We start from the raw sequence: 25,347 nt of genomic DNA, 5'->3' as shown, positions 1-25,347 counted from the left end.
GGGGGGGGGGGGGGGGGGGGGGGGGGGGGGGGGGGGGGGGGGGGGGGGGGGGGGGGGGGGGGGGGGGGGGGGGGGGGGGGGGGGGGGGGGGGGGCCCCCCCCCCCGGTGCCGGGTCGGGGTGCGTGCCGGGACTCATGATTTATGGCGCCTTGCGCCGGGTGGGAGGCGCGGGTGGGGTGCGCGCCAACACATCACGTTTTACGTCCCGGCACGCACCCCGACCCGTCCCCGTCCTGGGGCGCTCCGGGCCTGGGCCGCCGTCTTCGGTTCCCGTTCCCCGCCTTGTGGGGCGGCCGTCTCGGTTACCCGTCCCCCGTCTGCCCGTTCCCGACTGATGGCCCCCGTCTGGAGGGCCGTTTCCCGTCTTGTGGGGCGTTCCGTCACCGCTGTCAGGAATGGTCGTGGCGGTTGCGGGTGGTGCGGCGGCGGCGGGTGGTGAGGAAGGCGGTGGTGGCCAGGGCGGTCAGGGTGGCGGCGGCGATGCCGAGGGTGGTGCCGATGCCGCTGTCCGAGGGGGAGCCGGTCGCGGCCTGGCTGTTCTCGTGGAACTGGGCGGGGGAGCCGTGCGGGGAGGCGTCGGCGCTCTTCGGGGGGACCAGCTCGCCCACCGGCTTGACCTTGCCGATCGCCTCGAACCCCCAGTCGAAGAGGTCGGCGGTCTCCTCGTACACCGAGTTGGCGCCGCCCGCACCCGGGTTCATCACCGTCACCAGCAGCTTGCGGTCACCGCGCTGGGCCGCGCCGGTGAAGGTGGAGCCGGCCATGGTGGTGTTGCCGTTCTTCACCCCCGCGATGCCCTTGTACGGGGAGATGCCCCCGGCGCCGGTCATCAGCCGGTTGGTGTTCTGGATCTCGAAGTAGTCGCGGTGGCCTCCGGCGCCCTGCCGGCCGGGGAACTGGGCGCTCACCGTGCCGCAGTACTCCCGGAAGTCCTGCTTCTGGAGCCCGGAGCGGGCGATGAGGGTCAGGTCGTACGCGCTCGACACCTGGGACGGGGAGTCGTACCCGTCGGGGGAGACGACGTGGGTGTCGAGGGCCTGGAGTTCCTCGGCGTGCGCCTGCATGTCCCGGACGGTCTTGTCGATGCCGCCGTTCATGGCCGAGAGCACGTGCACGGCGTCGTTGCCCGACCGGAGGAACACCCCGAGCCACAGGTCGTGGACGGTGTACTCGTGGTCCTCCTTGACGCCGACCAGGCTGCTGCCGGGGCCGACGTCGGACATCTCGTCCTCGGTGACCCGGTGGACCTGGTCCTTGGGGAGGCTGGGCAGCACGGTGTCCGCGAAGAGCATCTTCATGGTCGAGGCCGGGGGCAGCCGCCAGTGCGCGTTGTGCGCCGCCAGGACCTCGCCGGAGGCGGCGTCGGCCACGATCCAGGACCGCCCCGTGAGGTTCGTCGGCAGGGCGGGGGCGCCGGGCAGCAGGTTGACCTGGGTGCCCGGCTGGCCGAGCACCGCTCCGCCGACGGTGGACATCGAGGCGGGCGGCGCGGGCGCCGCCGGGAGGTGGGGGGCCCGGCCCTTCCCGTCGGGCCCGGGGGCCGGGGTCGCCCGCGCGGGGGTCACGAGCAGGGAGGGGACCAGCAGCGCGGCGGACAGGACCGCCAGCGCGGTCTTCTTGGCGGACACGCAGGTGAAAGTACATCCCGCCGGGGTGCCCGCCGTCGCCGGGAGGCCGACCCGCCAGGGCCACCGCCGGTCCGGCCCACCCCGGCGCGTCCGCTCCGGGGCGCAATCCGATACTGAGGGCATGAAACTCAGCCGCGCCGTCTCCTGGTTCCTGCTCGCCTTCGGAGTGTGGAGCTGGTTCATCTGGGTGTCTTTCGTCCGGAACCTGTGGAAGAACGGCAGTGGCCTGGCATTCGACGTGGCGGGTGACCCCACGCCCTACTTCTGGGTGCACCTGACGCTCGCGGTGACATCCTTCCTTCTGGGGACGGCCGTGGGCGCGATCGGGTTGCGCGGGGTACGGGCCCTGAGGCGCGCGTCACTCCCCGGCCCGGACGCGGCCCCGGGGACGGGTTCCGCCGCGCGCGCGGGGTCCGCCGCATGACGCTCGTGGTCTTCGCGCTCGTGGCCCTGCTGGTCCTCGCCCTCCTGGGCCTGGTCCACCGCTGGCTCTGGAACCGCCTGGTCCGGGACACCACGGCACCCGGCGGGCTGCCCCGCCGTATCGGTACGGTCCTGGCCATCACCCTCCCTCTCCTCTCGCTGGCGGCCCTCACCTCGGGCCGTGCCGGTGTCCCCTTCTGGCTCCAGCAGACCGTTGCCTGGCCGGGGTACCTCTGGCTGGTGGTTCTCCTCTACCTGACCTTGACGATGCTGGTGGCGGAGCCGATCCGCGCGCTGCTGCTCCGCCGTCTGGCCCACAAGGACCCCGAAGTCGTGGTCCCGGCCGACGAGCCCGCCCCGGTGGAGGTCACCGCGCCGGTCACCGTGCCGGTCACCGACCGGGCCGACGCGCCGGTCACCGTGCCCGCCTCACCCGCCGCGTCTGTCCCTGCCGGAGCACCCGACCCCATCGTCATTCCCGTCACATCCGTCACTCCCGTGTCGCCCGTGCCGCTGTCCGTGCCGGTCTCCCCGGCGCGGAGCGGGCTCAGCAGGCGTACGTTCGTCGCGCGGACGGTCGGCGGGGCCGCCGCCGCCGTGGCCGCCGGGACCGTGGGGCACGGGGCGTACGGGGTCCTGCGCGGGCCCAGCGTGAAGCGGGTCCAGGTCCCCCTGGCCAAGCTGCCCCGCGCGGCCCACGGCTTCCGGATCGCCGTCGTCAGCGACGTCCACATAGGCCCGGTCCTCGGCCGCGCCCACACCCAGCGCATCGTCGACACCGTCAACCGGACCCAGCCCGACCTCATCGCCGTCGTCGGCGACCTGGTGGACGGCAGCGTGGACGACCTGGGCCCCGCCGCCGCGCCGCTGCGGGAGCTGCGCGCCCGGTACGGCTCGTACTTCGTCACCGGCAACCACGAGTACTTCTCCGGCGCCCAGCAGTGGATCGACCACGTCCGCGAGCTGGGGCTGAACCCGCTGGAGAACGCCCGCCGCGCGATGCCCCACTTCGACCTCGCCGGGGTCAACGACATCGCGGGGGAGAGCGAGGGCCAGGGACCCGACTTCCGGGCGGCCCTGGGCGACCGTGACCGGGCCCGAGCCGCCGTCCTCCTCGCCCACCAGCCCGTCGTCATCCACGACGCCGTCCGCCACGGCGTGGACCTCCAGCTCTCCGGCCACACCCACGGCGGCCAGCTCTGGCCCGGCAACTACCTCGCCGAGCTGGCCAACCCCACCGTCGCCGGTCTGGAGCGGTACGGGGACACTCAGCTCTACGTGTCCCGCGGGGCGGGCGCCTGGGGGCCTCCGGTCCGGGTGGGGGCGCCGTCGGACATCACCGTCGTCGAACTCGCCTCATATCAGGCATGACCGGGATCAAACCGCCAACTGCCCTTCCCCGGACGGTTCTCCCGTAAGCGCCATGCCATGATGGGATGACCGTTATGCGGACGGCATATCGCTGTCACCGGTACAGGGGTTGGGGTTCACGGGATGCGGTCTGTCCGCTCGAAGATCATTGCGGCCGGGCTCGTCCTCGGCGTGGCCGGCGTCGGGGCCTGGCAGTTGCTGCCCTCGGGGGGTGACTCCCGTTCCGCCATCCGGGTCGGGACGAGCGACGTCGTCTCCTCCCTCGACCCGGCCGGGGCGTACGACGCCGGTTCCTGGGCCCTGTTCAGCAACGTCTACCAGTCGCTGCTGACCATCCGGCCCGGCTCCGACACCCCCACCCCGGACGCCGCCTCCGCCTGCCGGTTCACCGACCAGAAGCTCACCGCCTACCAGTGCGAGCTGCGCTCCGACCTGAAGTTCCCCGGCGGGCGCACGGTCACGGCGGAGGACGTCAAGCACTCCTTCGACCGGATCAAGGCGATCGGCTCCGACCAGGGCCCGGCGCCGCTCTTCAACACCCTGGAGTCGGTCAAGGCCGAGGGGCGCACCGTCACCTTCAGCCTCTCCGCCCGCGACGCCACCTTCCCCTTCCGGATCGCGACGGGCGCCGGCTCGATCGTCGACAAGGACAAGTACCCGGCGAAGACGCTGCGCGCCGACGACAAGGCCGACGGCACCGGCCCGTTCCTCCTCGGCTCCTACAAGGCGGACGCCAGCGCCGAGCTCAAGCCCAACCCGGCCTACAAGGGCCAGGGCCGGACCTCCAAGATCCCCGTCACCGTCAAGTACTACAAGGACTCCGCCAAGCTCAACCAGGCGTGGAAGGACCGCGAGGTCGAGGTCGCCCACCGCGACATGCCGCCGGAGGTGCTCGCCGGGCTCAACCCGGGCCTGAAGGACACCCGGTACCAGGTCTCCGGAGGCGCCGAGACCCGGTCCATGGTCTTCAACGTCCGCCCCGGCTCCCCCGCCGCCCCGGTGGCCGTCCGCCAGGCCGTCGCCGCCGTCCTGGACCGTTCCAAGGTGGCCGCCGAGATCTACGACGGCACGGTCACGCCGCTCTACTCGCTCGTCCCGACGGGCGTCGTGGGGCACAGCACGCCGTTCTTCGACGCCTACCCGATGCCCAACGTCGCCGCCGCCAAGAAGCTGCTCAAGGACGCCAACGTCACCGCCCCGGTCTCCTTCACCCTCGGCGTCAACAACCGGGGCGCGAACATCCCCGAGGCCGGCGAGCTGAAGAAGCAGCTGGAGGCGACCGGGCTCTTCCAGGTCAAGATCAGGGAGATACCCGAGTGGCCGGACTTCCAGAAGGCGTACGCGGCCGGTGAGTTCGACGCGTACACCATCGGCTGGATCGCCGACTACCCGGACGCGGACAACTTCCTGGCCCCCCTCGTCGGCGCCGGCAGCTCCATGAACAACGGCTTCTCCGACAAGGCCGTCGACGACCTGATCACCCGGAGCCAGTCCTACTCCGACCGCGGCGAGGCGTCCGCCGACTTCCGCGAGCTCCAGAAGGCGGTGGCCCAGCACGTCCCGATGCTGCCGATCTGGCAGAAGAAGGACTACGTGATGTCCCGCGACGCCGTCACCGGCACCCCGCACCTCTCGGACGGCACCGGGGTCTGGCGCCTGTGGGAGCTCAGCTGGCTCTAGCAGCCAGTGAGCAGGAGCCAAGCAGGCAGCAGGCAGTAGCCGAAGGTCAGGAGCCCGGCGCCGGGAGTTCGGCGCCGGGCTCCCGGCTGTCCGTCCTCGTCCGCCCGGCCGTCCGTCACCCGGCCGGGCGTCGGCCGCGGGTGGCCGCGGTCTGTGCGATTCCCGGCACGAAGTCCGCGAAGAGTTCGTGGACCTCCCGCACCAGCGGCCGTACCACCCGGAACCGGGCCAGGACGACGCCCCGGGCCGTGAGCTGCGCGCCGCGCTCGGCGAGCCGCCGGGACTTCTCGCTGTCCGGCGAACGGTCGAAGACCCAGTAGAGCACCAGGGCCATCTGCGAGAGCCACATCAACTCGGGCAGCACATCGGCCAGTTCCTCCGGCACCTTGGTCTTCGCCCCCGCCAGGACCTCGCGGTGGAGGGCGATCGCGGCCTGGCGCGCGGGTTCCGATTCCGGGGAGAACGGGCTGAGCGGACTCTCCGGGTCCGCCGCGTTCTTGAAGAACTGCGAGGCGAACTCGTGGTACGGCGCCGCGATGTCCATCCAGGACGTCAGGACGCCCGCGAGCCGCTTCTGAAGGTCGTTCTCCTGGTCCAGGACCGGCCGGACCGCCGCCTGGTGAGCGGCGCTGATCCGGTCGTAGAACCCCTGGACCAGGTGTTCCTTCGACTCGAAGTAGTAGTAGGCGTTGCCGACCGAGACCCCCGCCTCCTTGGCGATCGCCCGCATCGTCGTCTTGTCGAAGCCGCGCTCCTGGAAGAGCCGGAGCGCGGTTTCGAGGATGAGCGTGCGGGTCTGCTCGCTTTTGGGAGCCTTCTGATCAGTCACGGTGGATGAGCCTATCGGGGCGTGTCGCACCGCTCGTCGCAGGCCGTCCCTCCGGCCTCCGCTTCCGCGTCGCCCTCGTCGTAGTAGCCGTATCCGTAGCCGTACTGGTACCCGTCGTCGTCGGTCCGTACGGCCTTCCGCCACGCGGAGGCGCCGGTCATGGCCGCCCGCGCGAAGGGCCGGCCCGCCGGGGTGGCCAGCCAGTTCGCCTTCGGCCGGTGCTCGGACAGTGCCCACAGGCAGACGATGAAGGCGTCCGTCCCCCTCCACACCTGCCCGGAGTCCCCGATGACGGTGATCTCGCGGAGGGTGGAGGCGTGGTCGAGCTCCGGGAAGCGCCGGCGCGCCTCGGCGGAGGCGGCCGGGACCAGCCGCAGCGGGACCAGCCACCGCTGCCCGAGGAGCCACTGGCGGATGTGCGCGCAGAGCGGGCAGTCCGCGTCGTACAGGACCGTCAGGACCCGGACGGCCGCCCCGCCGCCCGAGGGCCCGGCCGGTTCCGGCGCCGGACCCGGACCCGTTTCCGGTCCGGCCATTACCACCGCGCCCGCCGTGGCCCTCGTCGCCGGTTCCACGGCCCTCAGGCCCCGGCCGGCGCGGTCCAGCCCTGCGGGGCGACCGGCGGGGTCTGCTGACGCTCCATGATCCCGCGGCGGCGCATCCTGGTGAGCACCCAGACGTTGCCGAGGTGCATGACCCCGAGGACCAGCAGGACGACGCCGAGCTTGACCGACAGCGCCTCGAAGAGCCCGCGCGCTTCGCGGATCGTCTCGCCCGAGCGCAGGTACAGGGTCACGAAGCCGATGTTGACGAGGTAGAACCCGACCACCAGGAGGTGGTTCACGGCGTCCGCGAGCTTCTCGTTCCCCTGGAGGACGTCCCCGATGAAGACACGGCCGTTACGGCTGAGCGTCCGGGCCACCCAGACGGTCAGGCCGATGCTGATGAACAGGTAGATGACGTACGCGACCACGGTGAGGTCCATCGTCCCCAGCCCCCTTTGAACACGTTCAACTTCTGACAACGCCGACTCTAGACCTCTTTTTGAACATGTTCAAGCAGGGGTGTGCGGGGTTGCTTCCGCCGCCCCCCCCGGGAACGGCGAAGGCCCCGCCCCCGGAGACATGCTCCGGGGGCGGGGCCTCGTACCGCTGTGGGGCGGGAACTCAGAAGCGGCGCGTGATCAGCGCGCGCTTGACCTCCTGGATCGCCTTCGTGACCTCGATGCCGCGCGGGCAGGCGTCGGTGCAGTTGAAGGTCGTGCGGCAGCGCCACACGCCGTCCTTGTCGTTCAGGATCTCCAGCCGCTGCTCGCCGGCCTCGTCACGCGAGTCGAAGATGAAGCGGTGGGCGTTGACGATCGCCGCCGGGCCGAAGTACTGGCCGTCGTTCCAGAACACCGGGCACGAGGAGGTGCACGCGGCGCACAGGATGCACTTGGTGGTGTCGTCGAAGCGCTCGCGGTCCTCGGCGGACTGCAGGCGCTCGCGCGTCGGCTCGTTGCCCTTGGTGATCAGGAACGGCATGACGTCCCGGTACGCCTGGAAGAAGGGCTCCATGTCGACGATGAGGTCCTTCATCACCGTGAGGCCCTTGATCGCCTCGACGGTGATCGGCTTCTCCGGGTTGATGTCCTTGATCAGCGTCTTGCAGGCGAGCCTGTTCTTGCCGTTGATCCGCATCGCGTCGGAGCCGCAGATGCCGTGCGCGCACGAGCGGCGGAAGGTCAGCGTGCCGTCGAGCTCCCACTTGATCTTGTGGAGACCGTCGAGCACGCGCTCCTTCGGGTCGATCTCGATCTGGAAGTCCTGCCACTGCGCCTCGTCCGAGATCTCGGGGTTGAAGCGCCGGACGCGGAAGGTGACCGTGATGTAGGGCGAGGCCGCTGCCGCCGCCTCCATCGTGTCCAGGGTCGGGGTAGCCATCAGTACTTACGCTCCATCGGCTGGTAGCGGGTCGTGACGACCGGCTTGTAGTCGAGCCGGATCGAGTCCGAGCCGTCGGCTCCGACCTCGCGGTACGCCATGGTGTGGCGCATGAAGTTGACGTCGTCGCGGTTCGGGTAGTCCTCGCGGTAGTGACCGCCGCGGGACTCCTTGCGCGCCAGCGCGGACACGGCCATGACCTCGGCGAGGTCGAGCAGGTTGCCCAGCTCGATCGCTTCCAGCAGGTCCGTGTTGAAGCGCTTGCCCTTGTCCTGGACGGACACGTTCTTGTAGCGCTCGCGCAGCTCCGCGATCTTGTCGACCGCGGTCTTGATGGTCTGCTCCGTACGGAACACCATCACGCACGCGTCCATCGTCTCCTGGAGCTCCAGACGCAGGTCGGCGACCCGCTCGTGGCCCGTGGAGTTGCGCAGCCGCTCGACCTGCTCGACGACGAGCGAGGCCGGGTCCTCGGGAAGCTCGACGTAGTCGTTCTCCTGCGAGTACTTGGCCGCCGCGATGCCCGAGCGCTTGCCGAAGACGTTGATGTCCAGCAGCGAGTTGGTGCCCAGACGGTTGGCGCCGTGCACCGACACGCACGCGACCTCGCCGGCCGCGTACAGGCCCGGGACGACGGTGGTGTTGTCGCGCAGGACCTCACCCTGGACGTTGGTCGGGATGCCGCCCATGGCGTAGTGCGCGGTGGGCTGGATCGGGATCGGGTCCGTGTACGGCTCGATGCCCAGGTAGGTGCGCGCGAACTCGGTGATGTCCGGGAGCTTCGCGTCGAGCTGCTCCGGCGGCAGGTGGGTCAGGTCCAGGTACACGTGGTCACCGGCCGGACCGCAGCCGCGGCCCTCACGGATCTCGGTGTAGATGGAGCGCGAGACCACGTCACGGGAGGCGAGGTCCTTCATGACCGGCGCGTACTTCTCCATGAAGCGCTCGCCGTCCTTGTTGCGGAGGATGCCGCCCTCACCACGGGCGCCCTCCGTCAGCAGGATGCCCATGCGCCAGATGCCCGTCGGGTGGAACTGGAAGAACTCCATGTCCTCCAGCGGCAGGCCGCGGCGGTAGCAGGCCGCCTGGCCGTCACCCGTGAGGGTGTGCGCGTTGGAGGTCACCTTGAAGAACTTGCCGGTGCCGCCGGAGGCGTAGATGACGGCCTTCGCCTGGAAGACGTGGATCTCGCCGGTGGCCAGCTCGTACGCGACGACGCCGGCCGAGTGCTTGACGCCGTCGACCTCGACGATCAGCTGGTCCAGGACGTAGAACTCGTTGAAGAACTCCACGCCCTCCTTGACGCAGTTCTGGTACAGCGTCTGGAGGATCATGTGACCGGTGCGGTCCGCGGCGTAGCAGGACCGGCGGACCGGGGCCTCGCCGTGGTTGCGCGAGTGACCGCCGAAGCGGCGCTGGTCGATGGTGCCGTCCGGGGTGCGGTTGAACGGCAGGCCCATCTTCTCCAGGTCGAGGACGGCGTCGATGGCCTCCTTCGCCAGGATCTCGGCGGCGTCCTGGTCGACCAGGTAGTCACCGCCCTTGACCGTGTCGAAGGTGTGCCACTCCCAGTTGTCCTCCTCCACGTTGGCCAGCGCGGCGGCCATGCCGCCCTGCGCGGCGCCGGTGTGGGAGCGGGTGGGGTAGAGCTTGGTCAGCACGGCGGTGCGGCTGCGCTTCGTCGACTCGATGGCGGCGCGCATGCCGGCGCCACCCGCCCCGACGATGACGGTGTCGTACTTGTGGATCTTCATGAGATTGGTCGCCTCAGCCCGTTGCCTAGCGGATGTTCGGGTCGAAGGTGAAGATCACCAGCGTGCCCAGAAGGATGGTGAACACCGTGGCGGTGTAGAGCAGGCCCTTCAGCCACAGCCGCGTGTTGGCGCGCTCCGCGTAGTCGTTGATGACGGTACGCAGACCGTTGGCGCCGTGCAGCATGGCCAGCCACAGCATCAGCAGGTCCCAGATCTGCCAGAACGGGGACGCCCAGCGGCCCGCCACGAAGGCGAAGCCGATCTTGGAGACGCCACCGTCCAGCACCAGCTGGATCAGGAGGTGGCCGATGACCAGGACGACGAGGACGACGCCCGAGAGGCGCATGAAGAGCCACGCGACCATCTCGAAGTTGCCGCGGGTCGAGCGCGGCGTCCTGCCGGTGCGCTTGCGCGGGGCCTCGATGTACGGCGCCGGGTGATCGACGTCGTAGAGGGAGACCCCCTCCACGTCGCCGATGCCCTGGGCGGAAGAAGTGTCAGAAGACATGCGTGTCACTTCCCGAACAGTTCAAGGTAGGCGTGGCCCAGGACGGGGTACAGGGCCCCGACCATCAGCACGATCCAGATGCCCATGACGGTCCAGAGCATCTGCTTCTGGTAGCGCGGGCCCTTGGACCAGAAGTCCACGGCGATGACACGGAGACCGTTGAGCGCGTGGAAGAGGATGGCGGCCACGAGGCCGTACTCCAGCAGCGCGACGATCGGGGTCTTGTAGGTAGCCACGACATCGTCGTACGCCTCGGGGGAGACGCGGACGAGAGCGGTGTCGAGGACGTGTACGAACAGGAAGAAGAAGATCAGGACGCCGGTGACTCGATGAGCCACCCACGACCACATTCCTTCCCGGCCGCGGTACAACGTTCCAGCCGGCACGGAAAACCCTCCGGAAGCGGGGCGGGGGCCAGCCGGCTTCGTTGTCGGTCGGGCCCGGCCGGGTACGGTCCTCCGGCCCCGGACATCGTAGCGACGCTTTGTCGGTTCCTTCGCGCGGGGGCCATCGGTGTGATCAAACAGGCACGTACGGCCTATCCCACGGGGGCGAATGGCCCGATTTCGGCCACAGACACCCCATCTGCCGAGGTCAGCGACTGTGTCAGATCGGACAGCCGGGCCCGCGCGACCCGGCGCAGCTCCTCCGCCGCGACCGAGCGCTCCTCGTCCACCTCGTGCGCCAGCCGCTGCCGGACGGCCGCCAGCATCTCGTCCGCGCGCTCCTGCGGCGACCGCCCTTCGAGGCAGATCACGAAGGCGTGGCCGAAGGTGCGCTCGTACTCCGCGTGGGCCACGCCGTAGGCGAGGAGGGCGGCGTACGGGGTCCCGTAGTCCAGTTGGGCCGGTTCCTCGGTGGCCAGGGCCGCCAGCATCTCGGCCGCGGAGAGGTCGTACGAGGCCTCGTCCGCGGCGGCGGCCAGCGCGCCGGTGTCGGGGTACGGGCGGTGCGCGGCCATCCGGTGGGCCCAGCGGCGGCTGCCGCAGCAGCGCAGCAGGGCCGCCCTGGCTGCCTCGGGGGACAGGGCGTTGAACCGCGCCAGTCCGGAGCCGGGTGCGGGGCCGGAGCCGCCGCGGGCCTGTACCGGGAAGTGGCTGGACAGCGGGGGGCTCCTCGGGGCGGGACGCGGGTGTACCGCCACGCTAGCGACGCACAGCCGGGCCGGGCGCACCCGCGCGGGGATTTCGCCCGGAAGTGAGCCGAAAGGATGACGTCCCCGTGGCGGAGGGCAGGGGGGCGGGCGCGCGTGTTCGTGCTCGCGCCGGGCGGTAGCCCGATCGGGTGGCTTCGGCCCGGGTTCCGCGTCTTCCTCGCGGTCGGCGAGTAGGACGTACGGCTATGGGAATCGGTGACCGGCATCAGAAGAAGGACGTGGAGGCCGCGCTCAAGAGGGCGGAGGCGGCCGGGCTCAAGGTGACGCACGACAAGAACCGGCATCGTTGGGGCTGGGTAATCTGCTGCCCCTGCAAGGACGACATCACGATCAACAGCACTCCCAGAGTTGCGGGAGATGAAGCGAAGAGGGTTGATGAGTTCACTCGACGGCACCGAGGACACCGAGCGTAGCTGGCACTTTGTTATGCACGCGCAGAACCCGCTTACCGCGGATCAGTGCGACATCATGGACCAGCTTGACGGTTTCGCTGACGGAATGGTCAGCAGGGAGGAACGGCCAGGTGTATTCACCAATTTCGTCTGCTATTTCGTGGCCGACTCTCTCATGGATGCGATGAAAGATGCTCTCGCCCGTGTCGGGGAAATCCCCGGAGTGCAGATCAGTAGCATCGAGCTGAACTCGCATTCCTTCGAACACAACGGCATGGCGACACCGGCCGTGGTGAGACCGCCTGCGTAGGGGTCCAACTGTGCGTAACTGGTACTTCAGTCTGGTCCTGCGGGATGCTCTCACCGAGGAGCAGGATGACGTCCTGGTGGGGTTGGCCGGCTTCCACGACGGGCGCATCAGGCTGGTGGAGAGGCCGGGCTATTCCCGGTTCACGTGCTCCTTCGAGGCCGAGACGCTGACCCGGGCCATCGCGGACGCGCTGAGTCGGTTCGTGGACCTGCCCGGCGTTCTGGTCCGCAGCGTCGAACTGGACGAGATCGCGCTGGAGGAGAACGGCATGGCGACACCGGCTGTGGTGCGGTTGCCCGAGTAGGGGTCCGGCCGGAGCCTCTCGCCCGCGCCGTGCTGGATCGGTGCGGGACGTGGAAAGCAGGCGTGGGGTGACGGAGCAGCAGGGGTGAGCCCGTCAGGGCTCGCCCCTTTTGTCTTGCCGTTTACGGTCATGATCGTGCCGGGCGGTAGCTCGATCGGGTGGCTTCGGCCCGGACTCCGCGTCTTCCTCGCGGTCGGCGAGTAGGACGTACGGCCATGGGAATCGGTGACCGGCATCAGAAGAAGGACGTGGAGGCCGCGCTGAAACGCGCGGAGCGGGCGGGCCTCAAGGTGACGCACGACAAGAACCGCCATCGGTGGGGCTGGGTCGTCTGTTGTCCCTGCAACGACTCTGTGAAAGTGCACGGCACCCCCCAGAGTCAGGGAGACGAGGCGAACAAGATTGACCGATTCACAGAAAGGCACCGGAACTGTGCGTAAGTGGTACTTCGATCTCGTACTGGACGCCCCGCTCACAGAAGAGCAGTCCAACACCCTGGACCATCTCGACCGCTTCAACGACGGGCGTATCGGTCTGGCGGAGCGACCGGGGTACTCCCGGTTCATGTGCTCCTTCGAGGGCGGGACCCTGACGGAGGCCATCGCGGAAGCGCTCGGCTTCTTCGAGGACTTCCCGGGGGTCCTGGTGCGGAGTGTGGAGATGGATCACTTCGATCTGGACAAGAACCGCATGGCCACACCGGCCGTGGTGAGACCGCCTGCGTAGGGGTCCGGCCGGAGCCTCCCGCCCGCACCGCGCCGGATCGGTGGGGCTCGCGTGAACCGGCTGGCGCGTTGGTCACGTCGTCGGTCACGCCGTTGGGCACGGAGCTGGTCCGTGCGTGACGTAGGTGCGGGCCGGAACCGGGGGACCAAGGAAGACGACCGGGGCCGCCACCCCCCACAGGAGAGGCCCCGGTCGCCGTCCGGTACGGGCTCGTGCGACAAGCCCGTACCCCTGTCAGCGCCCCGGGTGCGTTTTCTGTCACACCTCGCTCTGCACCGGAATGGTTGCATCTTGTACAACTCGTGGACGCGCGGGCATGAAAGCCGTAACGTGCTGATTTGCGCCACAGATACAGGACAGTGAACGGGTTGGGGACTTTGCTGGGGGACGACGCGGAGCTGACCGCCGCGGTGCTCGCGGCACAGGACGGCGCCGAGGACGCGTTCCGTACTGTGTACCGCGCGGTGCACCCGCGCCTGCTGGGGTACGTCCGCACGCTCGTCGGTGACGGGGACGCGGAGGACGTGACCTCCGAAGCATGGTTGCAGATCGCCCGCGACCTCGACTCCTTCACCGGCGACGCCGACCGCTTCCGCGGCTGGGCCGCCCGGATCGCCCGCAACCGCGCCCTCGACCACATCCGGATGCGCGGGCGCCGCCCCGCCATCGGCGGCGACGACAGCGAACTGACCGGCAGGCCCGCCGACTGCGACACCGCGGGCGAGGCGATGGAGTCCCTCGCCACCGGCCTCACCATGGCGCTCATCGCGCAGCTCCCGCAGGACCAGGCGGAGGCCGTCGTCCTGCGGGTCGTCGTCGGGCTGGACGCCAAGAGCGCGGCCGAGACGCTCGGCAAGCGGCCGGGGGCGGTCCGCACCGCCGCGCACCGCGGGCTGAAGAAGCTGGCCGAACTGCTGGACGCGGCGGACGGCCGCGCTCCGGAGCGGGCTCCGGGCTCGGAATCCGGCCCCCTGGTCGGCCATAATGCCCTTGACCAGGCACGCGACGGCGGGGACGGGAGGGATCTCGACGCCGTACCCGCACAGCGCAGCCGGGGCGGGGGCCTCGTAGAACAAACCGGTGTGACGCATTCACGTTGGCGGACGCAGAAGGACATGTGATGGCCGACGAGCGCGACAGGTGGCTGGACGGGGCCGCGGCGGACCGACTGCTGCGCGGGGAGCCGGTGGAACCTGTGGGCCCGGCCGCCGCACCCCGGGCCCGCGAGGACGCCGCCCGGCTGCGCGCCGCCCTCGACGCCCTGGCCGCACCGCCGGCCGCCGACCGCGAACTCCCCGGCGAGGCCGCCGCCCTGGCCGCCTTCCGCGCGGCCCGTGGCGGCGCGGCCCATGGCGTTCCCGTGCGCGGCGGCGCGGGAGACGACGGTACGCGGCACAACGGCCCGGGGCCCACCGGTGACTGTGCCGGTGGCCGGGCCGGTGCGGCGGCGGTCGGTGACCCCGGCAGTCCCGGCGGCTCCGGCGGCCCCGGTGAACCTCTCGTCAATCTGGGTCCCGTGGACCACACGCCGCTGCCCGCGCCCCGGCGCGGCCGGCCCCTGCGGCTCGGGCTCGCGGCGGCCCTGGCCGGCGTCGCGGTCGGCGGACTCGCCGCCGCGGCGGGCGCGGGACTGCTGGACCAGCCCCGCCGCACCGGGGCCCAGCCCGCGCACTCCGTCAGCGCCGGGGCGACCCCGGCCTCGGTCGCGGGCACCGACGGCGTCGAGCCCGTTCCTCCCGCGGAGCCCCGGCTCCTCTCCTCGCGGGACCCCGCCGGGACGGCGGCCCCCGGCACCGCCACCGACGGCGCGGAGCACCCGCCGGGCGCCACGGAGGGCCACCCGGAGCCCGGGTCCGGGACCACCCCGGGAGGGACCACCGACGGGGCCACGGACCAGGACGGCGAGGACCGCCGGGAGGACGACGGGGCGGGCAGCCGCCGGGAGCACTCCAACGGCACCACCAAGGACCGCGAGCGGGAACGGGAGAACCGGTCGCGGGCCGTGGACCTGTGCCGGGACCACCGGGCGGGCCACCTCGACGCCGCGGGCCGGGACCGGCTCTCGCGCATGGCCCGGGGGGCCTCCCGCGTCCGGGACTACTGCGAGGCGCTGCTGGCCGGGGGCGCGCACGGCGGCCGGGGCGGCTCCTCGGGCCGGTCGGACGGCGGGTCCCACGGATCGGGGACCGGCGTGCTCCAGATCCCGCCCGCCGTCCCGGAGCACCAGCACGACCACCGGCAGCACCAGGACCGCCAGGACGACTCCTCGTCCCGCCACGGGCGGCGCTGAACACCGGGCCCGCGCTGCCCGGAGCGCGCCGGAGGCCGTCCGGCCGCCCGGTCGCGAGCCCCCGGCACCGCACGCCCCGACGGGCGCGCCGGGGTGCCTGTAACACTTTCCGGCGTGGTGGCGCAGTACCTATCGAGCCGACTGGTCATCGGCCGCGCACGAGCCGGGGTTCCCCCCGTACCTCTGGGCTCTGCGCACACGGCGCGGGCGGGGACGTTCCCCCGGCCCCGTCCGCGCCCCCCTCCGTCACCAGTACACGACGACCTTGTCGCCCACCCGCACCTGCTCGAAGAGGGCCGCCACCTTGCCCTTGTCCCGGACGTTCACGCAGCCGTGCGAGGCGCCCGCGTAGCCACGGGCCGCGAAGTCCGCCGAGTAGTGCACCGCCTGGCCGCCGCTGAAGAACATCGCGTACGGCATGGGCGTGTGGTAGAGCGTCGAGGTCCAGTCCTTGGCCTTCCAGCCCACGTCGAAGACCCCCTCGCGGGTCGGGGTGTTCTCCGAGCCGAAGCGCACGTCCATCGTCGAGACGGCCTTGCCGTCGATCATCCAGGCGAGGGTGCGGCTCTCCTTGCTGATGCACATCACCCGGCCCTGCATGCAGCGCGGGTCCGGGGCGTCGGGCTCGTTGACGGTCGGCGGGCGCAGCTCGTCGGGGGTGGGCCGCGCGGTGAGGCCCTGGAGCTTGTGCCAGGTCGCCTCGTCCACGGAGCCGGTGGCGGCGAGCTGGTTGCGGGACTGGAAGGAGGAGACCGCCGTCGTCGTCTTCGAACCGTAGAAGCCGGTGGGCGCGACGCTCATCAGTTTGAGCTGCTTCAGCCGCGCCTGGAGCTCGCGCACCTGCTCGCTGTCGTCACCGTTCGCCATGATCTTCCGGACGGCCGGTGACCCCGGGGACGGGGCCGACGGCGACGGCGAGGACGCCGGGGTGGAAGAGGCCGGGGGAGAGGGCGAGGCCGAGGCCGAGGGGGGCTTGTCGTCCGGGGTGGGCGAGGAGTGCGGGGAGGCGCCCGCCGTGGGCGAGGAGGGGGCCGGGGGAGCGGCGGCGGCCGGTCCCGCCTTCGACTGGCCGCACGCGGTCAGGGTGAGGGCGAGGACGGTGGCCGCCCCGAGTCCACGCATCAAGATCCTCTGCCGGTGCACTGCGGTCCCTGTCCCCATCCCTGTCCCCGTCCCCATCCCTGTCCCCGTCCCCATCTCTGTCCCCCCGGCGGTCCCCATCGCGGTCCCCCCGAAACAGTGTCGTCCCCCAAGGTGACGACACTCGGACGCGGTGCGTTGCGGGCCCCGCCGGGATGTTGCGCCATCGTGACAAGGGCCTGTCAGGGAGCGGGTCGTGGACGCGCGCGGACGTACGGGCGCGGGCCGTGGCGGGGGAGGGGCCGCAGGGTGGCGCGGGCGGTCTGGGCGCCTATGTCCAGGCTGGTTCCCGCCGGTGGCTTCCGGCTGGTTCCAGCTGATGAAACGGACTGGACCGACAGGTGTGTCCTTGTGCGACACTCCTGCGCATGCTGGGTGTGACAGATCTTCCGACGTATCTCGCCGGCCTGGTGCTGATAGTCCTGCTCCCTGGGCCGAACTCCCTCTACGTGCTCTCCGTGGCCGCCCGCCGGGGGGTGAAGGAGGGGTACAGGGCCGCCCTGGGAGTGTTCACCGGGGACGCCGTCCTGATGGTGCTGACCGCCGTCGGCGCGGGCGCGCTGCTCCAGGCGAGCCCGCTGGCGTTCACCGTGGTCAAGTTCCTCGGCGCCGGGTACCTGGCCTGGCTGGCCGTCGGGATGATGCGGGCGGCCTGGGCCATGTGGCGCGACCGCGAGGCCCGCCAGGAGGAGCTGATGACCGGTGAGGAGCCGGCGGGCACGGTCGAGCGGCCGTACCGGCGGGCGCTGGTGGTGAGCCTGCTCAACCCGAAGGCGATCCTGTTCCTGCTGTCGTTCTTCGTCCAGTTCGTCGACCCCGGGTACGCCTACCCCGCGCTGTCGTTCCTGTTGCTCGGGACGCTGCTCCAGGCCGGGAGCCTCCTCTACCTGTCCACGCTGATATTCGCCGGGACCCGGCTGTCGGCCGCCTTCCGCCGCCGCAAGCGGCTGGCGGCCGGGGCGACCTCGGCGGCGGGCGTGCTCTTCCTCGGCTTCGCCGCCAAACTCGCGGTCGGCTGAGCCCCCCTCCCGCAGCCGTTCCCCGCAGCCGTTCCCGCGGCCGTTCACACGGCGGTTTCCCGCGGCCGTTCCCGAAGTGGCCTCCGCACGCCTTCCGCAGCCGCCTCCGCAGCCCTGCCCGGGCGTGTTCGCGTCCGGCCGGGGGCTCCAAAGGTCTGACGGGCGGGCGAGTTTACCCCCGGGCGTACGCCCTCAAGCCTCCTGGGACCGGATTTCTTTCCCCTAACGGCATGAACTTTTCGTGATCTCAGGCCAGTTGGCCGGTCCGTGCGCCTAGGCTTCGGCGGGTGAACCAGTTGATGTCCCGTGAGTCCCTGACCGCCCTGCCCGGCACGCCCGACCGGCCCGAGCTGCCCGGCAAGCTTCCGGACCACCTGCGTGCCGAACTGATCGAATTCCGACGGGACCTGCACATGCATCCCGAGCTGGGACATCAGGAGTTCCGCACCACGGCGGCGATCAAGGCCCGGCTGGAGGAAGCGGGCCTGCGGCCACGGGTACTGGCCTCCGGCACCGGTCTGATCTGTGACGTCGGGAGCTGGGACGACGCGGCGCCGGAGGCCCCCGGCTCCGGCGACGGCGGACGGCGGGACGGCGGGACGCGCTCCATGCTCGCCCTGCGCGCCGACATCGACGCCCTGCCCATCCCGGACGCCAAGACGCACGTCGCCTACCGCTCGACCGTCCCCGACCGCGCCCACGCCTGCGGCCACGACGTGCACACCGCGGCCGTGCTCGGCGCCGGCCTGGTCCTCGCCGAACTCGACCGCCAGGGCCTGCTGCCCCGGCCGGTGCGGCTGCTGTTCCAGCCCGCCGAGGAGGTGCTGCCGGGCGGGGCCACCGAGGCCATCGGCTCCGGGGTGCTGGACGGCGTCGGGAAGATCATCGCGGTGCACTGCGACCCCCGGGTCGACGTCGGCCGGATCGGGCTGCGGGCCGGCCCGATCACCTCGGCCTGCGACCGGCTGGAGGTGAGCCTGTCCGGGCCCGGCGGGCACACCGCCCGGCCGCACCTGACCACCGATCTCGTGACGGCCGCCGCCCGGGTCGCCGTGGACCTCCCGGCGGTGCTGGCCCGCCGGATGGACGCCCGTTCGGGCATGTCGGTCACCTGGGGCCGGATCGAGTCCGGGCACGCCTGCAACGTCATCCCGATGCACGCCGAACTGTCCGGGACCGTCCGCTGCCTGGAGCTGAGCGCCTGGCACGAGGCCCCCGACCAGATCCACGCGGCGATCGACGAGATCGCGACGATGCACGGGGCCAAGTTCGAGATCAACCACGTCCGTGGGGTGCCGCCGGTGGTCAACGACCCGGTCGTCACCGAGCTGCTGCGCGAGGCGATGGCCGCCCGGTGCGGCGCCGACGCGGTCGAGGACACCGAGCAGAGCCTGGGCGGGGAGGACTTCTCCTGGTACCTGGAGCACGTCCCCGGAGCCATGGCCCGCCTCGGCGTCCGCACCCCGGGCGACCTCACCAAGAAGGACCTGCACCGGGGCGATTTCGACGTCGACGAGTCCGCGATCGCCGTCGGCGTGGAGTTCTTCACGGCCGCCGCACTGCTGGACGGACGGCGTGCGGGGTCCGGCGAATAGATCTGTCTACCGCATCGAACGGCTCACCGGAAGACGTGTCCGGCCCTTGGCACACAAGGGCCGGAGGCAGAACCAGTTACCGAACGGTCACTGTCCGGTTCGCGACGATCCGATAACGACTGATGAACGGGCCTTTACGTGACATCTACGCGCGTTACGATCGCCGCGAAACCAGCGCCGGTCGTGGCGCTTCGGTCAGGTTTTGAAGGAGCCTCCCCTTGCGCCGGATCACCAGGATCGCCACCGTGGGCATCGCGTCCGCGGCGCTGGCCCTCTCGGCCACCGCCTGTGGCGGAAAGAAGTCGTCGGAATCCTCCACGTCGCCCTCCGGGACGACGAAGGAAGCCTCTGCCGCCATCGCGTACGACATCGGTGGCCGCGGCGACCAGTCGTTCAACGACGCCGCCTTCGCCGGTCTGGGCAAGGCCGAGACCGAGCTGAAGCTCAAGGGCGTCGAGGCCGAGCCCACCGAGGGCGAGGGCGAGGCCGACAAGGTCCAGCGCCTCACCGAGCTGGCCCGCAAGGGCTCGAACCCGGTCATCGGTGTCGGCTTCGCCTACGCCCCGGCCATCAAGAAGGTCGCGCCGAAGTTCCCGGACACCACGTTCGGCATCATCGACGACACCTCGGTGACCGGCCCGAACATCGCCAACCTGGTCTTCAACGAGGAGCAGGGCTCCTACCTGGCCGGCGTCGCCGCCGCCAAGGTCTCGAAGACCGGCACGGTCGGCTTCATCGGTGGTGTCGAGGTCCCGCTGATCAAGAAGTTCGAGGCGGGCTTCGCCCAGGGCGTCAAGGACACCAACCCGAACGCCAAGGTGCTGGCCCAGTACCTGAGCCAGCCGCCGAACTTCGAGGGCTTCGCCAAGCCCGACCTCGGCAAGGCCACCGCCCAGGGCCAGCTCGACGCGGGCGCCGACGTGATCTACGCCGCCGCCGGTCTGGCCGGTTCCGGTGCCATCGAGGCCGCCGCCACCAAGGGCAAGTGGGCCATCGGCGTCGACTCGGACCAGTACAACCAGGCCGGTCTGGCGAAGTACAAGGACCGCATCCTGACCTCGGTCACCAAGGACGTCTCCGACTCGGTCTTCAACCTGATCAAGTCGGTCAAGGACGGCAAGCCGGAGATCGGTGAGATCCGCTACGGCCTGGACAAGGACGGCGTCGGCCTGGCCGACTCCAACCCGGAGTACAAGAAGATGACCGATGTCATCGCCGCGGTCGAGAAAGCCAAGGCCGACATCATCGCGAAGAAGATCACGGTCAAGACCGCGCCGTAAGGCCCCGTCTGACACGTCGTTCGGTCTCCGGGGTCCGGGAAGCGGTCTCTCCATCGCTTCCCGGGCCCCTAGTGCGGTGACCAGAAAGGTTCACCGGCCCGCGGCGTCCGGCACGGCCCCTCGCCGCGTTGTCGGGGCGCCCGAGTACGTCCAGTACACGGGCGCCCCTCCGCCTTGCGAGGCACCGCACCGGACGCCGCGGGCTCACCGGCAAACCTTTCCGGTCACCGCACTAGCCGTCTTCCGTGCCCCGGGTGACCTCTGGGTCACAAGTTCTCCCTCCCGACAGTGCTACGCGCGTAGAGGCATCGTGGACGCGATAACGTCCCTCTCCCGCCCCCCGCCCGGCCCCTCCCGCCCTGTCTGCCCTGCCTTCCGCTCCTTCCGCGCCAAGGAGAGTGCGTCATCAACGCGTCCAGCCCGCCCCCCGCCGTGGAACTGCACGGCATCACCAAGCGCTTCCCCGGCGTCGTCGCCAACAAGGACATCGCGATCACCGTCCGCAAGGGCACGGTCCATGCCCTGATCGGCGAGAACGGCGCCGGCAAGTCGACCCTGATGAAGATCCTCTACGGCATGCAGAAGCCGGACGAGGGCACCATCGCCGTCGACGGCGAGCAGGTCTCCTTCACCAGCCCCGGCGACGCCATCGCCCGCGGCATCGGCATGGTGCACCAGCACTTCATGCTCGCCGACAACCTCACCGTCCTGGAGAACGTGGTTCTCGGCGGCGAGAAGCTCCACGGCATCGGCTCCAGGGCCCGCAAGAAGATCCAGGAGATCTCGGACGCGTACGGCCTCGGCGTACGCCCCGACGCCCTCGTCGAGGACCTCGGCGTCGCCGACCGCCAGCGCGTGGAGATCCTCAAGGTCCTCTACCGCGGCGCCAAGATCCTCATCCTCGACGAGCCGACCGCCGTGCTCGTGCCGAAGGAGGTGGACGCCCTCTTCGACAACCTCCGCGAGCTCAAGAGCGAGGGCCTGACGGTCATCTTCATCTCGCACAAGCTGGGCGAGGTACTGAAGGTCGCCGACGACATCACCGTCATCCGGCGCGGCACCACGGTCGGCACCGCCGACCCGCGGACCGCCACCACCAAGCAGCTCGCCGAGCTGATGGTCGGCTCCGAACTCCCCTCCCCGGAGACCCGCGAGTCCACCGTCACCACCACCCCGATGCTCCAGGTCAAGAGCCTGACCGTCGTCGAGAGCGGCGTCGTCACCGTCGCCCCCGAGACCACCCCGACCCTGGACCTCCCCGACTCGGACACCTACGTGCACGAGAGCGTGGAGACCGGCCGACGGCTGCTGGACGACATCAGCCTCACGATCCACAAGGGCGAGATCCTCGGGATCGCCGGCGTCGAGGGCAACGGCCAGACCGAACTGATCGAAGCCCTCATGGGCATGCTGACCCCCGACGCGGGCTCCATCACCCTGGACGGCACCGACATCACCAAGGTGTCGGTGCGCAAGCGCCGCGAGGGCGGGATCGGGTACATCCCCGAGGACCGTCACCGCCACGGCCTGCTGCTGGAGTCCCCGCTCTGGGAGAACCGCATCCTCGGCCACGTCACCGAGGCACCCAACTCCAGGCGCGGCATCATCGACCCGAAGGCCGCCCGCAAGGACACCGAGCGGATCGTGCGCGAGTACGACGTGCGCACCCCCGGCATCGACGTCACCGCGGCCTCGCTCTCCGGCGGCAACCAGCAGAAGCTGATCGTCGGCCGCGAGATGAGCCACGGCCCGAAGTTCCTCATCGCCGCCCACCCCACCCGCGGCGTGGACGTCGGCGCGCAGGCACAGATCTGGGACGCGATCCGCGAGGCCCGCCGCGAGGGACTGGCCGTGCTGCTGATCTCCGCGGACCTGGACGAGCTGATCGGCCTGTCCGACACCCTGCGCGTCATCTACCGCGGCCGTCTGGTCGCGGACGCCGACCCGGCGAACGTCACCCCCGAGGAACTCGGCACCGCCATGACGGGCGCCGCCTCCGGGCACCTGGAAGCAACCGACAACCACTCCGAAGCCGGTACCGACGCTGGTACCGGAGCACCGGAGGACGAGGCCCGATGAAGAAATTCGACAAGGACCGGCTGCTCCTCGGCTTCGCCGGACCCGTGCTCGCGCTGGTCACCGCCTTCCTGCTGACCGTGATCGTGCTGGCCCTGACGGGCGTGGACCCGATCGAGCCGCTGCGCCTGATGGTGGAGAACGCCGGCTACGAGGACGTCCAGGTCCTCATCGTGAACCAGGCCGGTACGTACTACCTGGCGGCCCTGGCCGTGGCCATCGGCTTCCGGATGAACCTGTTCAACATCGGCGTCGACGGCCAGTACCGCTTCGCCGCGATGCTCTCCGCGGTGGTCGGCACGGCCGTCGCCCTGCCGGGCCCGCTGCACATCCTGCTCATCGTGCTCGTCGCGATGCTGACCGGCGCCTTCTGGGCCGGTATCGCCGGTGTCCTCAAGGCCCGGCGCGGTGTCAGCGAGGTCGTCTCCACGATCATGCTGAACGCCATCGCGACCAGCCTGATCGCCTGGCTGATCCTGCCGAAGAACCTCGGTGTCCAGCCCGAGGGCTCCAACGACCTGACCACGGGCGAGATCGCCCCGTCCGGCTGGTTCCCGGCGCTGACCATCGGCGACGGCCTGGAGATCTACGGCTTCACCTTCGTCGCCTTCGCGCTCGGCATCGTCTACTGGTTCGTCCTGAACCGGACCCGCTTCGGCTTCGACCTGCGCGCCACCGGCGCCAGCGAGTCCGCCGCCCAGGCCTCCGGTGTCGACGCCAAGAAGATGATCGTCACCTCGATGCTCATCTCCGGCGCCGTCGCCGGTCTGGCCGGCATGCCGCAGCTGCTCGGCGAGACGCACACGTACAACCTCGCCTTCCCGGCGGGCATCGGCTTCACCGGCATCACCATCGCGCTGCTCGGCCGCAACAGCCCGGTCGGCATCCTCTTCGCCGCGTTCCTGATGGCCTTCATCGACAAGGCGTCCGCCTCGCTCGACACGGCCGGGTACGCGAAGGAGATCGGCACGATCATGAAGGGCCTGATCGTGATCGCGGTGGTCGTCTCCTACGAGCTCGTCCGCCGCTACGGCATCCGGCGCCAGCAGCAGAAGGTCGGCGAGGAACTCGCCGCCGGCGGCGCCATCAAGACCGACAAGGAGGTCGCGGCGTGAGTGCCAGCACCGTTTCCGCGACGAGCGCCGCCCCGAAGAAGCCGGGTGGCCGCAAGAAGCTCACCCTGCCCTGGATCCTGCTGATCATCGCGGGCGGCCTCGCGCTGGTCTCGCTGGTCCGGCTGATCAGCGGGGCCGACGACCTCACCTCGGTCGGCCAGGTCTCCGGTGCCCTCCAGCTCGCGGTGCCGATCGGCCTCGCCGGTCTCGGCGGCCTCTGGGCCGAGCGGGCGGGCGTCGTCAACATCGGCCTCGAAGGCATGATGATCCTCGGCACCTGGTTCGGTGCCTGGGCCGGTTACCAGTGGGGTCCGTGGACGGGTGTCCTCGTCGGCATCGCCGGTGGCGCCGTCGGCGGCCTGCTGCACGCGATCATCACGGTCACCTTCAACGTCAACCACATCGTCTCCGGTGTGGCCATCAACATCCTCGCGCTGGGCTTCACCCAGTACCTGTCGAACTTCACGTTCGCCGAGATGCCGGGCGGCTCCTCCAAGCAGTCGCCGCGCGTCGAGGAGATCTACAAGATCACCGTGCCGGGGTTGTCGGACTGGATGGCGAGCCTCCAGGGCAAGCACTGGTTCTTCGTCTCCGACCTCGCCGGGGTCATCGGCGGCCTGGTCACCGGGCTCTCGCTGCTGACCGTCGTCGCCCTGCTGCTGATCCCGGGCACCTGGTGGGTGCTGTGGCGGACCGCCTTCGGCCTGCGGCTGCGCTCCTGCGGTGAGAACCCCGTCGCCGCCGAGTCCCTCGGCGTCAACGTCTACAAGTACAAGTACATCGCCGTGATCGTCTCGGGCGGCCTCGCCGGTCTCGGCGGCGTCTTCCTGTCGATCGTCGCCAGCCCCATCTACCAGGAGGGCCAGACCGGCGGTCGCGGGTACATCGGCCTCGCCGCGATGATCTTCGGTAACTGGATGCCGGGCGGCATGGCGCTGGGCGCCGGGCTCTTCGGCTTCACCGACAGCCTCAAGCTGCGCGGTGGCGCCGTCAACGTCCACGCGATGCTGCTGCTGATCGCGATCCTGCTGCTCCTGGCCGTGGCCTGGCAGATCTACAAGAAGAAGTACGTCCAGGCGGGCATCGCGGCGGCCTTCGCCGTGCTGCTCTTCCTCTGGTACGCGCTGACCGACTCGGTGCCGAGCCAGTTCGTGGACGCGGCCCCGTACGTGACGACCCTGCTGGTGCTCGCCCTGTCGGCGCAGCGGCTGCGGATGCCCAAGGCGGACGGCATGCCGTACCGCAAGGGCCAGGGCAAGTGACCCCGGAGACCGCCGGGGACCGTCCCGCTGGGGACCGTCCCGCCGTGGACTGGGAAGCCCTGCGGACGGCCGCCAGGTCCGCGATGACCCTGGCGTACGCCCCCTACTCGGGCTTCCCGGTCGGGGTCGCGGCCCTCGTGGACGACGGCCGCGTCGTGACCGGCTGCAACGTCGAGAACGCGAGCTACGGGCTGAGCCTGTGCGCCGAGTGCGGTCTCGTCTCCTCGCTCCAGGCCACGGGCGGCGGCCGGCTGACGCACTTCACCTGCGTGGACGGCAAGGGCGAGAGCCTCGTCCCGTGCGGACGCTGCCGCCAGCTGCTGTACGAGTTCGGCGGGCCCGGCCTGCTGGTGGACACGCCGGACGGGATTCTTCCGCTGGCCGCCATGCTGCCGCAGGCCTTCGGGCCCGGCCACCTGGGATAGCCGCGCCGACGGGCCCCCCCCCCCCCGGGGGGGGGGCGGGGGGCGCGCGGCGCCCCCCCCCCCCCCCCCCCCACCCCAAACATAAAACCCCCCCCCCCCCCCGCGGGGTATGGATGGCACAAAAAGGACTAAAATACC

At 70.7% G+C, this 25,347-nt stretch carries 28 protein-coding genes; 17 read left to right on the top strand and 11 right to left on the bottom strand.

Going from position 1 to position 25,347, the window contains the following annotated elements; genetic code table 11:
• Positions 1 to 390: 390 nt before the first annotated feature.
• Positions 391 to 1,629 (bottom strand): D-alanyl-D-alanine carboxypeptidase family protein, encoded by a 1,239-nt coding sequence (locus ACIA5F_RS30255; RefSeq protein ID WP_399358526.1) that lies wholly within the window; start codon positions 1,627 to 1,629, stop codon positions 391 to 393.
• A 121-nt stretch (positions 1,630 to 1,750) separates the two neighbouring features.
• Between ACIA5F_RS30255 and ACIA5F_RS30250 the strand changes: the two genes are divergently transcribed.
• From ACIA5F_RS30250 to ACIA5F_RS30240, 3 genes are all read left to right on the top strand, one after another.
• On the top strand, positions 1,751 to 2,053 hold the full coding sequence (locus tag ACIA5F_RS30250) for an SCO4848 family membrane protein (protein WP_399358524.1): 303 nt from the start codon (positions 1,751 to 1,753) through the stop codon (positions 2,051 to 2,053).
• A complete protein-coding gene (locus tag ACIA5F_RS30245) occupies positions 2,050 to 3,423 on the top strand; it encodes a metallophosphoesterase (protein ID WP_399358522.1) in 1,374 nt (457 codons plus the stop codon). Before ACIA5F_RS30250 ends, ACIA5F_RS30245 begins: the two co-directional genes overlap by 4 nt.
• Before the next feature lie 123 nt (positions 3,424 to 3,546).
• Positions 3,547 to 5,103 carry an ABC transporter substrate-binding protein gene (locus ACIA5F_RS30240; RefSeq protein WP_399358520.1) on the top strand — a complete coding sequence of 519 codons (1,557 nt, stop codon included), beginning with the start codon at positions 3,547 to 3,549 and terminating at the stop codon, positions 5,101 to 5,103.
• Between the two features lie 115 nt (positions 5,104 to 5,218).
• Here ACIA5F_RS30240 and ACIA5F_RS30235 read toward each other — a convergent pair whose 3' ends face one another.
• The 8 genes from ACIA5F_RS30235 to ACIA5F_RS30200 all read right to left on the bottom strand — a co-directional run bounded on the left by ACIA5F_RS30235 (position 5,219) and on the right by ACIA5F_RS30200 (position 11,263).
• Positions 5,219 to 5,932, bottom strand: a complete 714-nt coding sequence (locus ACIA5F_RS30235; RefSeq protein ID WP_399358518.1) for a TetR family transcriptional regulator — start codon at positions 5,930 to 5,932, stop codon at positions 5,219 to 5,221.
• 11 nt (positions 5,933 to 5,943) lie between these two features.
• Positions 5,944 to 6,468: a thiol-disulfide oxidoreductase DCC family protein gene (locus tag ACIA5F_RS30230; RefSeq protein WP_399358517.1), complete on the bottom strand. Its 525-nt coding sequence runs from the start codon at positions 6,466 to 6,468 to the stop codon at positions 5,944 to 5,946.
• A 44-nt stretch (positions 6,469 to 6,512) separates the two neighbouring features.
• Positions 6,513 to 6,917 (bottom strand): hypothetical protein, encoded by a 405-nt coding sequence (locus ACIA5F_RS30225; protein WP_399358515.1) that lies wholly within the window; start codon positions 6,915 to 6,917, stop codon positions 6,513 to 6,515.
• A gap of 181 nt (positions 6,918 to 7,098) precedes the next feature.
• Complete coding sequence (locus ACIA5F_RS30220; RefSeq protein ID WP_399358513.1) at positions 7,099 to 7,857, bottom strand: succinate dehydrogenase iron-sulfur subunit; 759 nt, start codon at positions 7,855 to 7,857, stop codon at positions 7,099 to 7,101.
• Positions 7,857 to 9,611, bottom strand: coding sequence for a succinate dehydrogenase flavoprotein subunit (gene sdhA / locus ACIA5F_RS30215; protein ID WP_399358511.1), 1,755 nt, complete (start codon positions 9,609 to 9,611; stop codon positions 7,857 to 7,859). The genes ACIA5F_RS30220 and sdhA overlap by 1 nt, the downstream gene beginning before the upstream one ends.
• Before the next feature lie 25 nt (positions 9,612 to 9,636).
• On the bottom strand, positions 9,637 to 10,119 hold the full coding sequence (locus ACIA5F_RS30210; protein ID WP_399358509.1) for a succinate dehydrogenase hydrophobic membrane anchor subunit: 483 nt from the start codon (positions 10,117 to 10,119) through the stop codon (positions 9,637 to 9,639).
• Positions 10,120 to 10,124: 5 nt separating this feature from the next.
• Entirely contained in the window at positions 10,125 to 10,505 is a 381-nt protein-coding gene (gene sdhC, locus ACIA5F_RS30205) for a succinate dehydrogenase, cytochrome b556 subunit (protein WP_399358507.1), read from the bottom strand.
• Between the two features lie 152 nt (positions 10,506 to 10,657).
• Positions 10,658 to 11,263 carry a 2-oxo-4-hydroxy-4-carboxy-5-ureidoimidazoline decarboxylase gene (locus ACIA5F_RS30200; protein ID WP_399358505.1) on the bottom strand — a complete coding sequence of 202 codons (606 nt, stop codon included), beginning with the start codon at positions 11,261 to 11,263 and terminating at the stop codon, positions 10,658 to 10,660.
• A 197-nt stretch (positions 11,264 to 11,460) separates the two neighbouring features.
• Between ACIA5F_RS30200 and ACIA5F_RS30195 the strand changes: the two genes are divergently transcribed.
• The 7 genes from ACIA5F_RS30195 (at position 11,461) to ACIA5F_RS30165 (ending at position 15,297) form a co-directional block, all read left to right on the top strand.
• A complete protein-coding gene (locus ACIA5F_RS30195) occupies positions 11,461 to 11,688 on the top strand; it encodes a hypothetical protein (protein WP_399358503.1) in 228 nt (75 codons plus the stop codon).
• Positions 11,651 to 11,977: a hypothetical protein gene (locus tag ACIA5F_RS30190; RefSeq protein ID WP_399358501.1), complete on the top strand. Its 327-nt coding sequence runs from the start codon at positions 11,651 to 11,653 to the stop codon at positions 11,975 to 11,977. Before ACIA5F_RS30195 ends, ACIA5F_RS30190 begins: the two co-directional genes overlap by 38 nt.
• A gap of 10 nt (positions 11,978 to 11,987) precedes the next feature.
• The gene (locus tag ACIA5F_RS30185) at positions 11,988 to 12,281 is read left to right on the top strand and encodes a hypothetical protein (RefSeq protein WP_399358500.1); all 294 of its coding nucleotides are present in this window, start codon (positions 11,988 to 11,990) and stop codon (positions 12,279 to 12,281) included.
• A gap of 215 nt (positions 12,282 to 12,496) precedes the next feature.
• Entirely contained in the window at positions 12,497 to 12,721 is a 225-nt protein-coding gene (locus tag ACIA5F_RS30180; protein WP_399358498.1) for a hypothetical protein, read from the top strand.
• Positions 12,714 to 13,007: a hypothetical protein gene (locus ACIA5F_RS30175; RefSeq protein WP_399358496.1), complete on the top strand. Its 294-nt coding sequence runs from the start codon at positions 12,714 to 12,716 to the stop codon at positions 13,005 to 13,007. Before ACIA5F_RS30180 ends, ACIA5F_RS30175 begins: the two co-directional genes overlap by 8 nt.
• Before the next feature lie 377 nt (positions 13,008 to 13,384).
• Positions 13,385 to 14,128: an RNA polymerase sigma factor gene (locus ACIA5F_RS30170; protein ID WP_399358530.1), complete on the top strand. Its 744-nt coding sequence runs from the start codon at positions 13,385 to 13,387 to the stop codon at positions 14,126 to 14,128.
• Positions 14,128 to 15,297: a hypothetical protein gene (locus ACIA5F_RS30165; protein WP_399358494.1), complete on the top strand. Its 1,170-nt coding sequence runs from the start codon at positions 14,128 to 14,130 to the stop codon at positions 15,295 to 15,297. The genes ACIA5F_RS30170 and ACIA5F_RS30165 overlap by 1 nt, the downstream gene beginning before the upstream one ends.
• 246 nt (positions 15,298 to 15,543) lie before the next feature.
• Here ACIA5F_RS30165 and ACIA5F_RS30160 read toward each other — a convergent pair whose 3' ends face one another.
• Both ACIA5F_RS30160 and ACIA5F_RS30155 read right to left on the bottom strand, forming a co-directional pair.
• Positions 15,544 to 16,164 carry a L,D-transpeptidase family protein gene (locus ACIA5F_RS30160; RefSeq protein ID WP_399358492.1) on the bottom strand — a complete coding sequence of 207 codons (621 nt, stop codon included), beginning with the start codon at positions 16,162 to 16,164 and terminating at the stop codon, positions 15,544 to 15,546.
• Positions 16,151 to 16,372 carry a hypothetical protein gene (locus tag ACIA5F_RS30155; protein WP_399358490.1) on the bottom strand — a complete coding sequence of 74 codons (222 nt, stop codon included), beginning with the start codon at positions 16,370 to 16,372 and terminating at the stop codon, positions 16,151 to 16,153. The genes ACIA5F_RS30160 and ACIA5F_RS30155 overlap by 14 nt, the downstream gene beginning before the upstream one ends.
• Positions 16,373 to 16,805: 433 nt before the next feature.
• On the opposite strand from ACIA5F_RS30155, the gene leuE reads away from it, so the two are divergent.
• From leuE to ACIA5F_RS30120, 7 genes are all read left to right on the top strand, one after another.
• Entirely contained in the window at positions 16,806 to 17,456 is a 651-nt protein-coding gene (gene leuE / locus ACIA5F_RS30150) for a leucine efflux protein LeuE (RefSeq protein ID WP_399358488.1), read from the top strand.
• Between the two features lie 299 nt (positions 17,457 to 17,755).
• Positions 17,756 to 19,051: an amidohydrolase gene (locus tag ACIA5F_RS30145; RefSeq protein WP_399358528.1), complete on the top strand. Its 1,296-nt coding sequence runs from the start codon at positions 17,756 to 17,758 to the stop codon at positions 19,049 to 19,051.
• Positions 19,052 to 19,269: 218 nt separating this feature from the next.
• A complete protein-coding gene (locus ACIA5F_RS30140) occupies positions 19,270 to 20,331 on the top strand; it encodes a BMP family protein (protein WP_399358486.1) in 1,062 nt (353 codons plus the stop codon).
• A gap of 432 nt (positions 20,332 to 20,763) precedes the next feature.
• The gene (locus ACIA5F_RS30135) at positions 20,764 to 22,410 is read left to right on the top strand and encodes an ABC transporter ATP-binding protein (RefSeq protein WP_399358484.1); all 1,647 of its coding nucleotides are present in this window, start codon (positions 20,764 to 20,766) and stop codon (positions 22,408 to 22,410) included.
• A complete protein-coding gene (locus ACIA5F_RS30130) occupies positions 22,407 to 23,522 on the top strand; it encodes an ABC transporter permease (RefSeq protein WP_399358482.1) in 1,116 nt (371 codons plus the stop codon). The genes ACIA5F_RS30135 and ACIA5F_RS30130 overlap by 4 nt, the downstream gene beginning before the upstream one ends.
• A complete protein-coding gene (locus ACIA5F_RS30125; protein ID WP_399358480.1) occupies positions 23,519 to 24,784 on the top strand; it encodes an ABC transporter permease in 1,266 nt (421 codons plus the stop codon). Before ACIA5F_RS30130 ends, ACIA5F_RS30125 begins: the two co-directional genes overlap by 4 nt.
• 44 nt (positions 24,785 to 24,828) lie before the next feature.
• On the top strand, positions 24,829 to 25,209 hold the full coding sequence (locus ACIA5F_RS30120) for a cytidine deaminase (protein ID WP_399358478.1): 381 nt from the start codon (positions 24,829 to 24,831) through the stop codon (positions 25,207 to 25,209).
• The last annotated feature ends 138 nt before the right edge of the window (positions 25,210 to 25,347 follow it).

It is taken from the genome of Streptomyces sp. NPDC051567 (assembly GCF_044454165.1).
Taxonomy (GTDB): Bacteria; Actinomycetota; Actinomycetes; order Streptomycetales; family Streptomycetaceae; genus Streptomyces.
Note: the sequence above shows the minus strand (reverse complement) of the source record. Positions and strands in the feature narration are given on the sequence as shown.

Coding starts and splice junctions, on each gene's coding strand:
- ACIA5F_RS30250 (WP_399358524.1), top strand. CDS start 1,751: ATGAAACTCAGCCGCGCCGTCTCCTGGTTCCTGCTCGCCTTCGGAGTG.
- ACIA5F_RS30245 (WP_399358522.1), top strand. CDS start 2,050: ATGACGCTCGTGGTCTTCGCGCTCGTGGCCCTGCTGGTCCTCGCCCTC.
- ACIA5F_RS30240 (WP_399358520.1), top strand. CDS start 3,547: ATGCGGTCTGTCCGCTCGAAGATCATTGCGGCCGGGCTCGTCCTCGGC.
- ACIA5F_RS30230 (WP_399358517.1), bottom strand. CDS start 6,468: ATGGCCGGACCGGAAACGGGTCCGGGTCCGGCGCCGGAACCGGCCGGG.
- ACIA5F_RS30225 (WP_399358515.1), bottom strand. CDS start 6,917: ATGGACCTCACCGTGGTCGCGTACGTCATCTACCTGTTCATCAGCATC.
- ACIA5F_RS30220 (WP_399358513.1), bottom strand. CDS start 7,857: ATGGCTACCCCGACCCTGGACACGATGGAGGCGGCGGCAGCGGCCTCG.
- sdhA (WP_399358511.1), bottom strand. CDS start 9,611: ATGAAGATCCACAAGTACGACACCGTCATCGTCGGGGCGGGTGGCGCC.
- ACIA5F_RS30210 (WP_399358509.1), bottom strand. CDS start 10,119: ATGTCTTCTGACACTTCTTCCGCCCAGGGCATCGGCGACGTGGAGGGG.
- ACIA5F_RS30195 (WP_399358503.1), top strand. CDS start 11,461: ATGGGAATCGGTGACCGGCATCAGAAGAAGGACGTGGAGGCCGCGCTC.
- ACIA5F_RS30190 (WP_399358501.1), top strand. CDS start 11,651: ATGAGTTCACTCGACGGCACCGAGGACACCGAGCGTAGCTGGCACTTT.
- ACIA5F_RS30180 (WP_399358498.1), top strand. CDS start 12,497: ATGGGAATCGGTGACCGGCATCAGAAGAAGGACGTGGAGGCCGCGCTG.
- ACIA5F_RS30165 (WP_399358494.1), top strand. CDS start 14,128: ATGGCCGACGAGCGCGACAGGTGGCTGGACGGGGCCGCGGCGGACCGA.
- ACIA5F_RS30160 (WP_399358492.1), bottom strand. CDS start 16,164: ATGGCGAACGGTGACGACAGCGAGCAGGTGCGCGAGCTCCAGGCGCGG.
- leuE (WP_399358488.1), top strand. CDS start 16,806: ATGCTGGGTGTGACAGATCTTCCGACGTATCTCGCCGGCCTGGTGCTG.
- ACIA5F_RS30145 (WP_399358528.1), top strand. CDS start 17,756: ATGTCCCGTGAGTCCCTGACCGCCCTGCCCGGCACGCCCGACCGGCCC.
- ACIA5F_RS30130 (WP_399358482.1), top strand. CDS start 22,407: ATGAAGAAATTCGACAAGGACCGGCTGCTCCTCGGCTTCGCCGGACCC.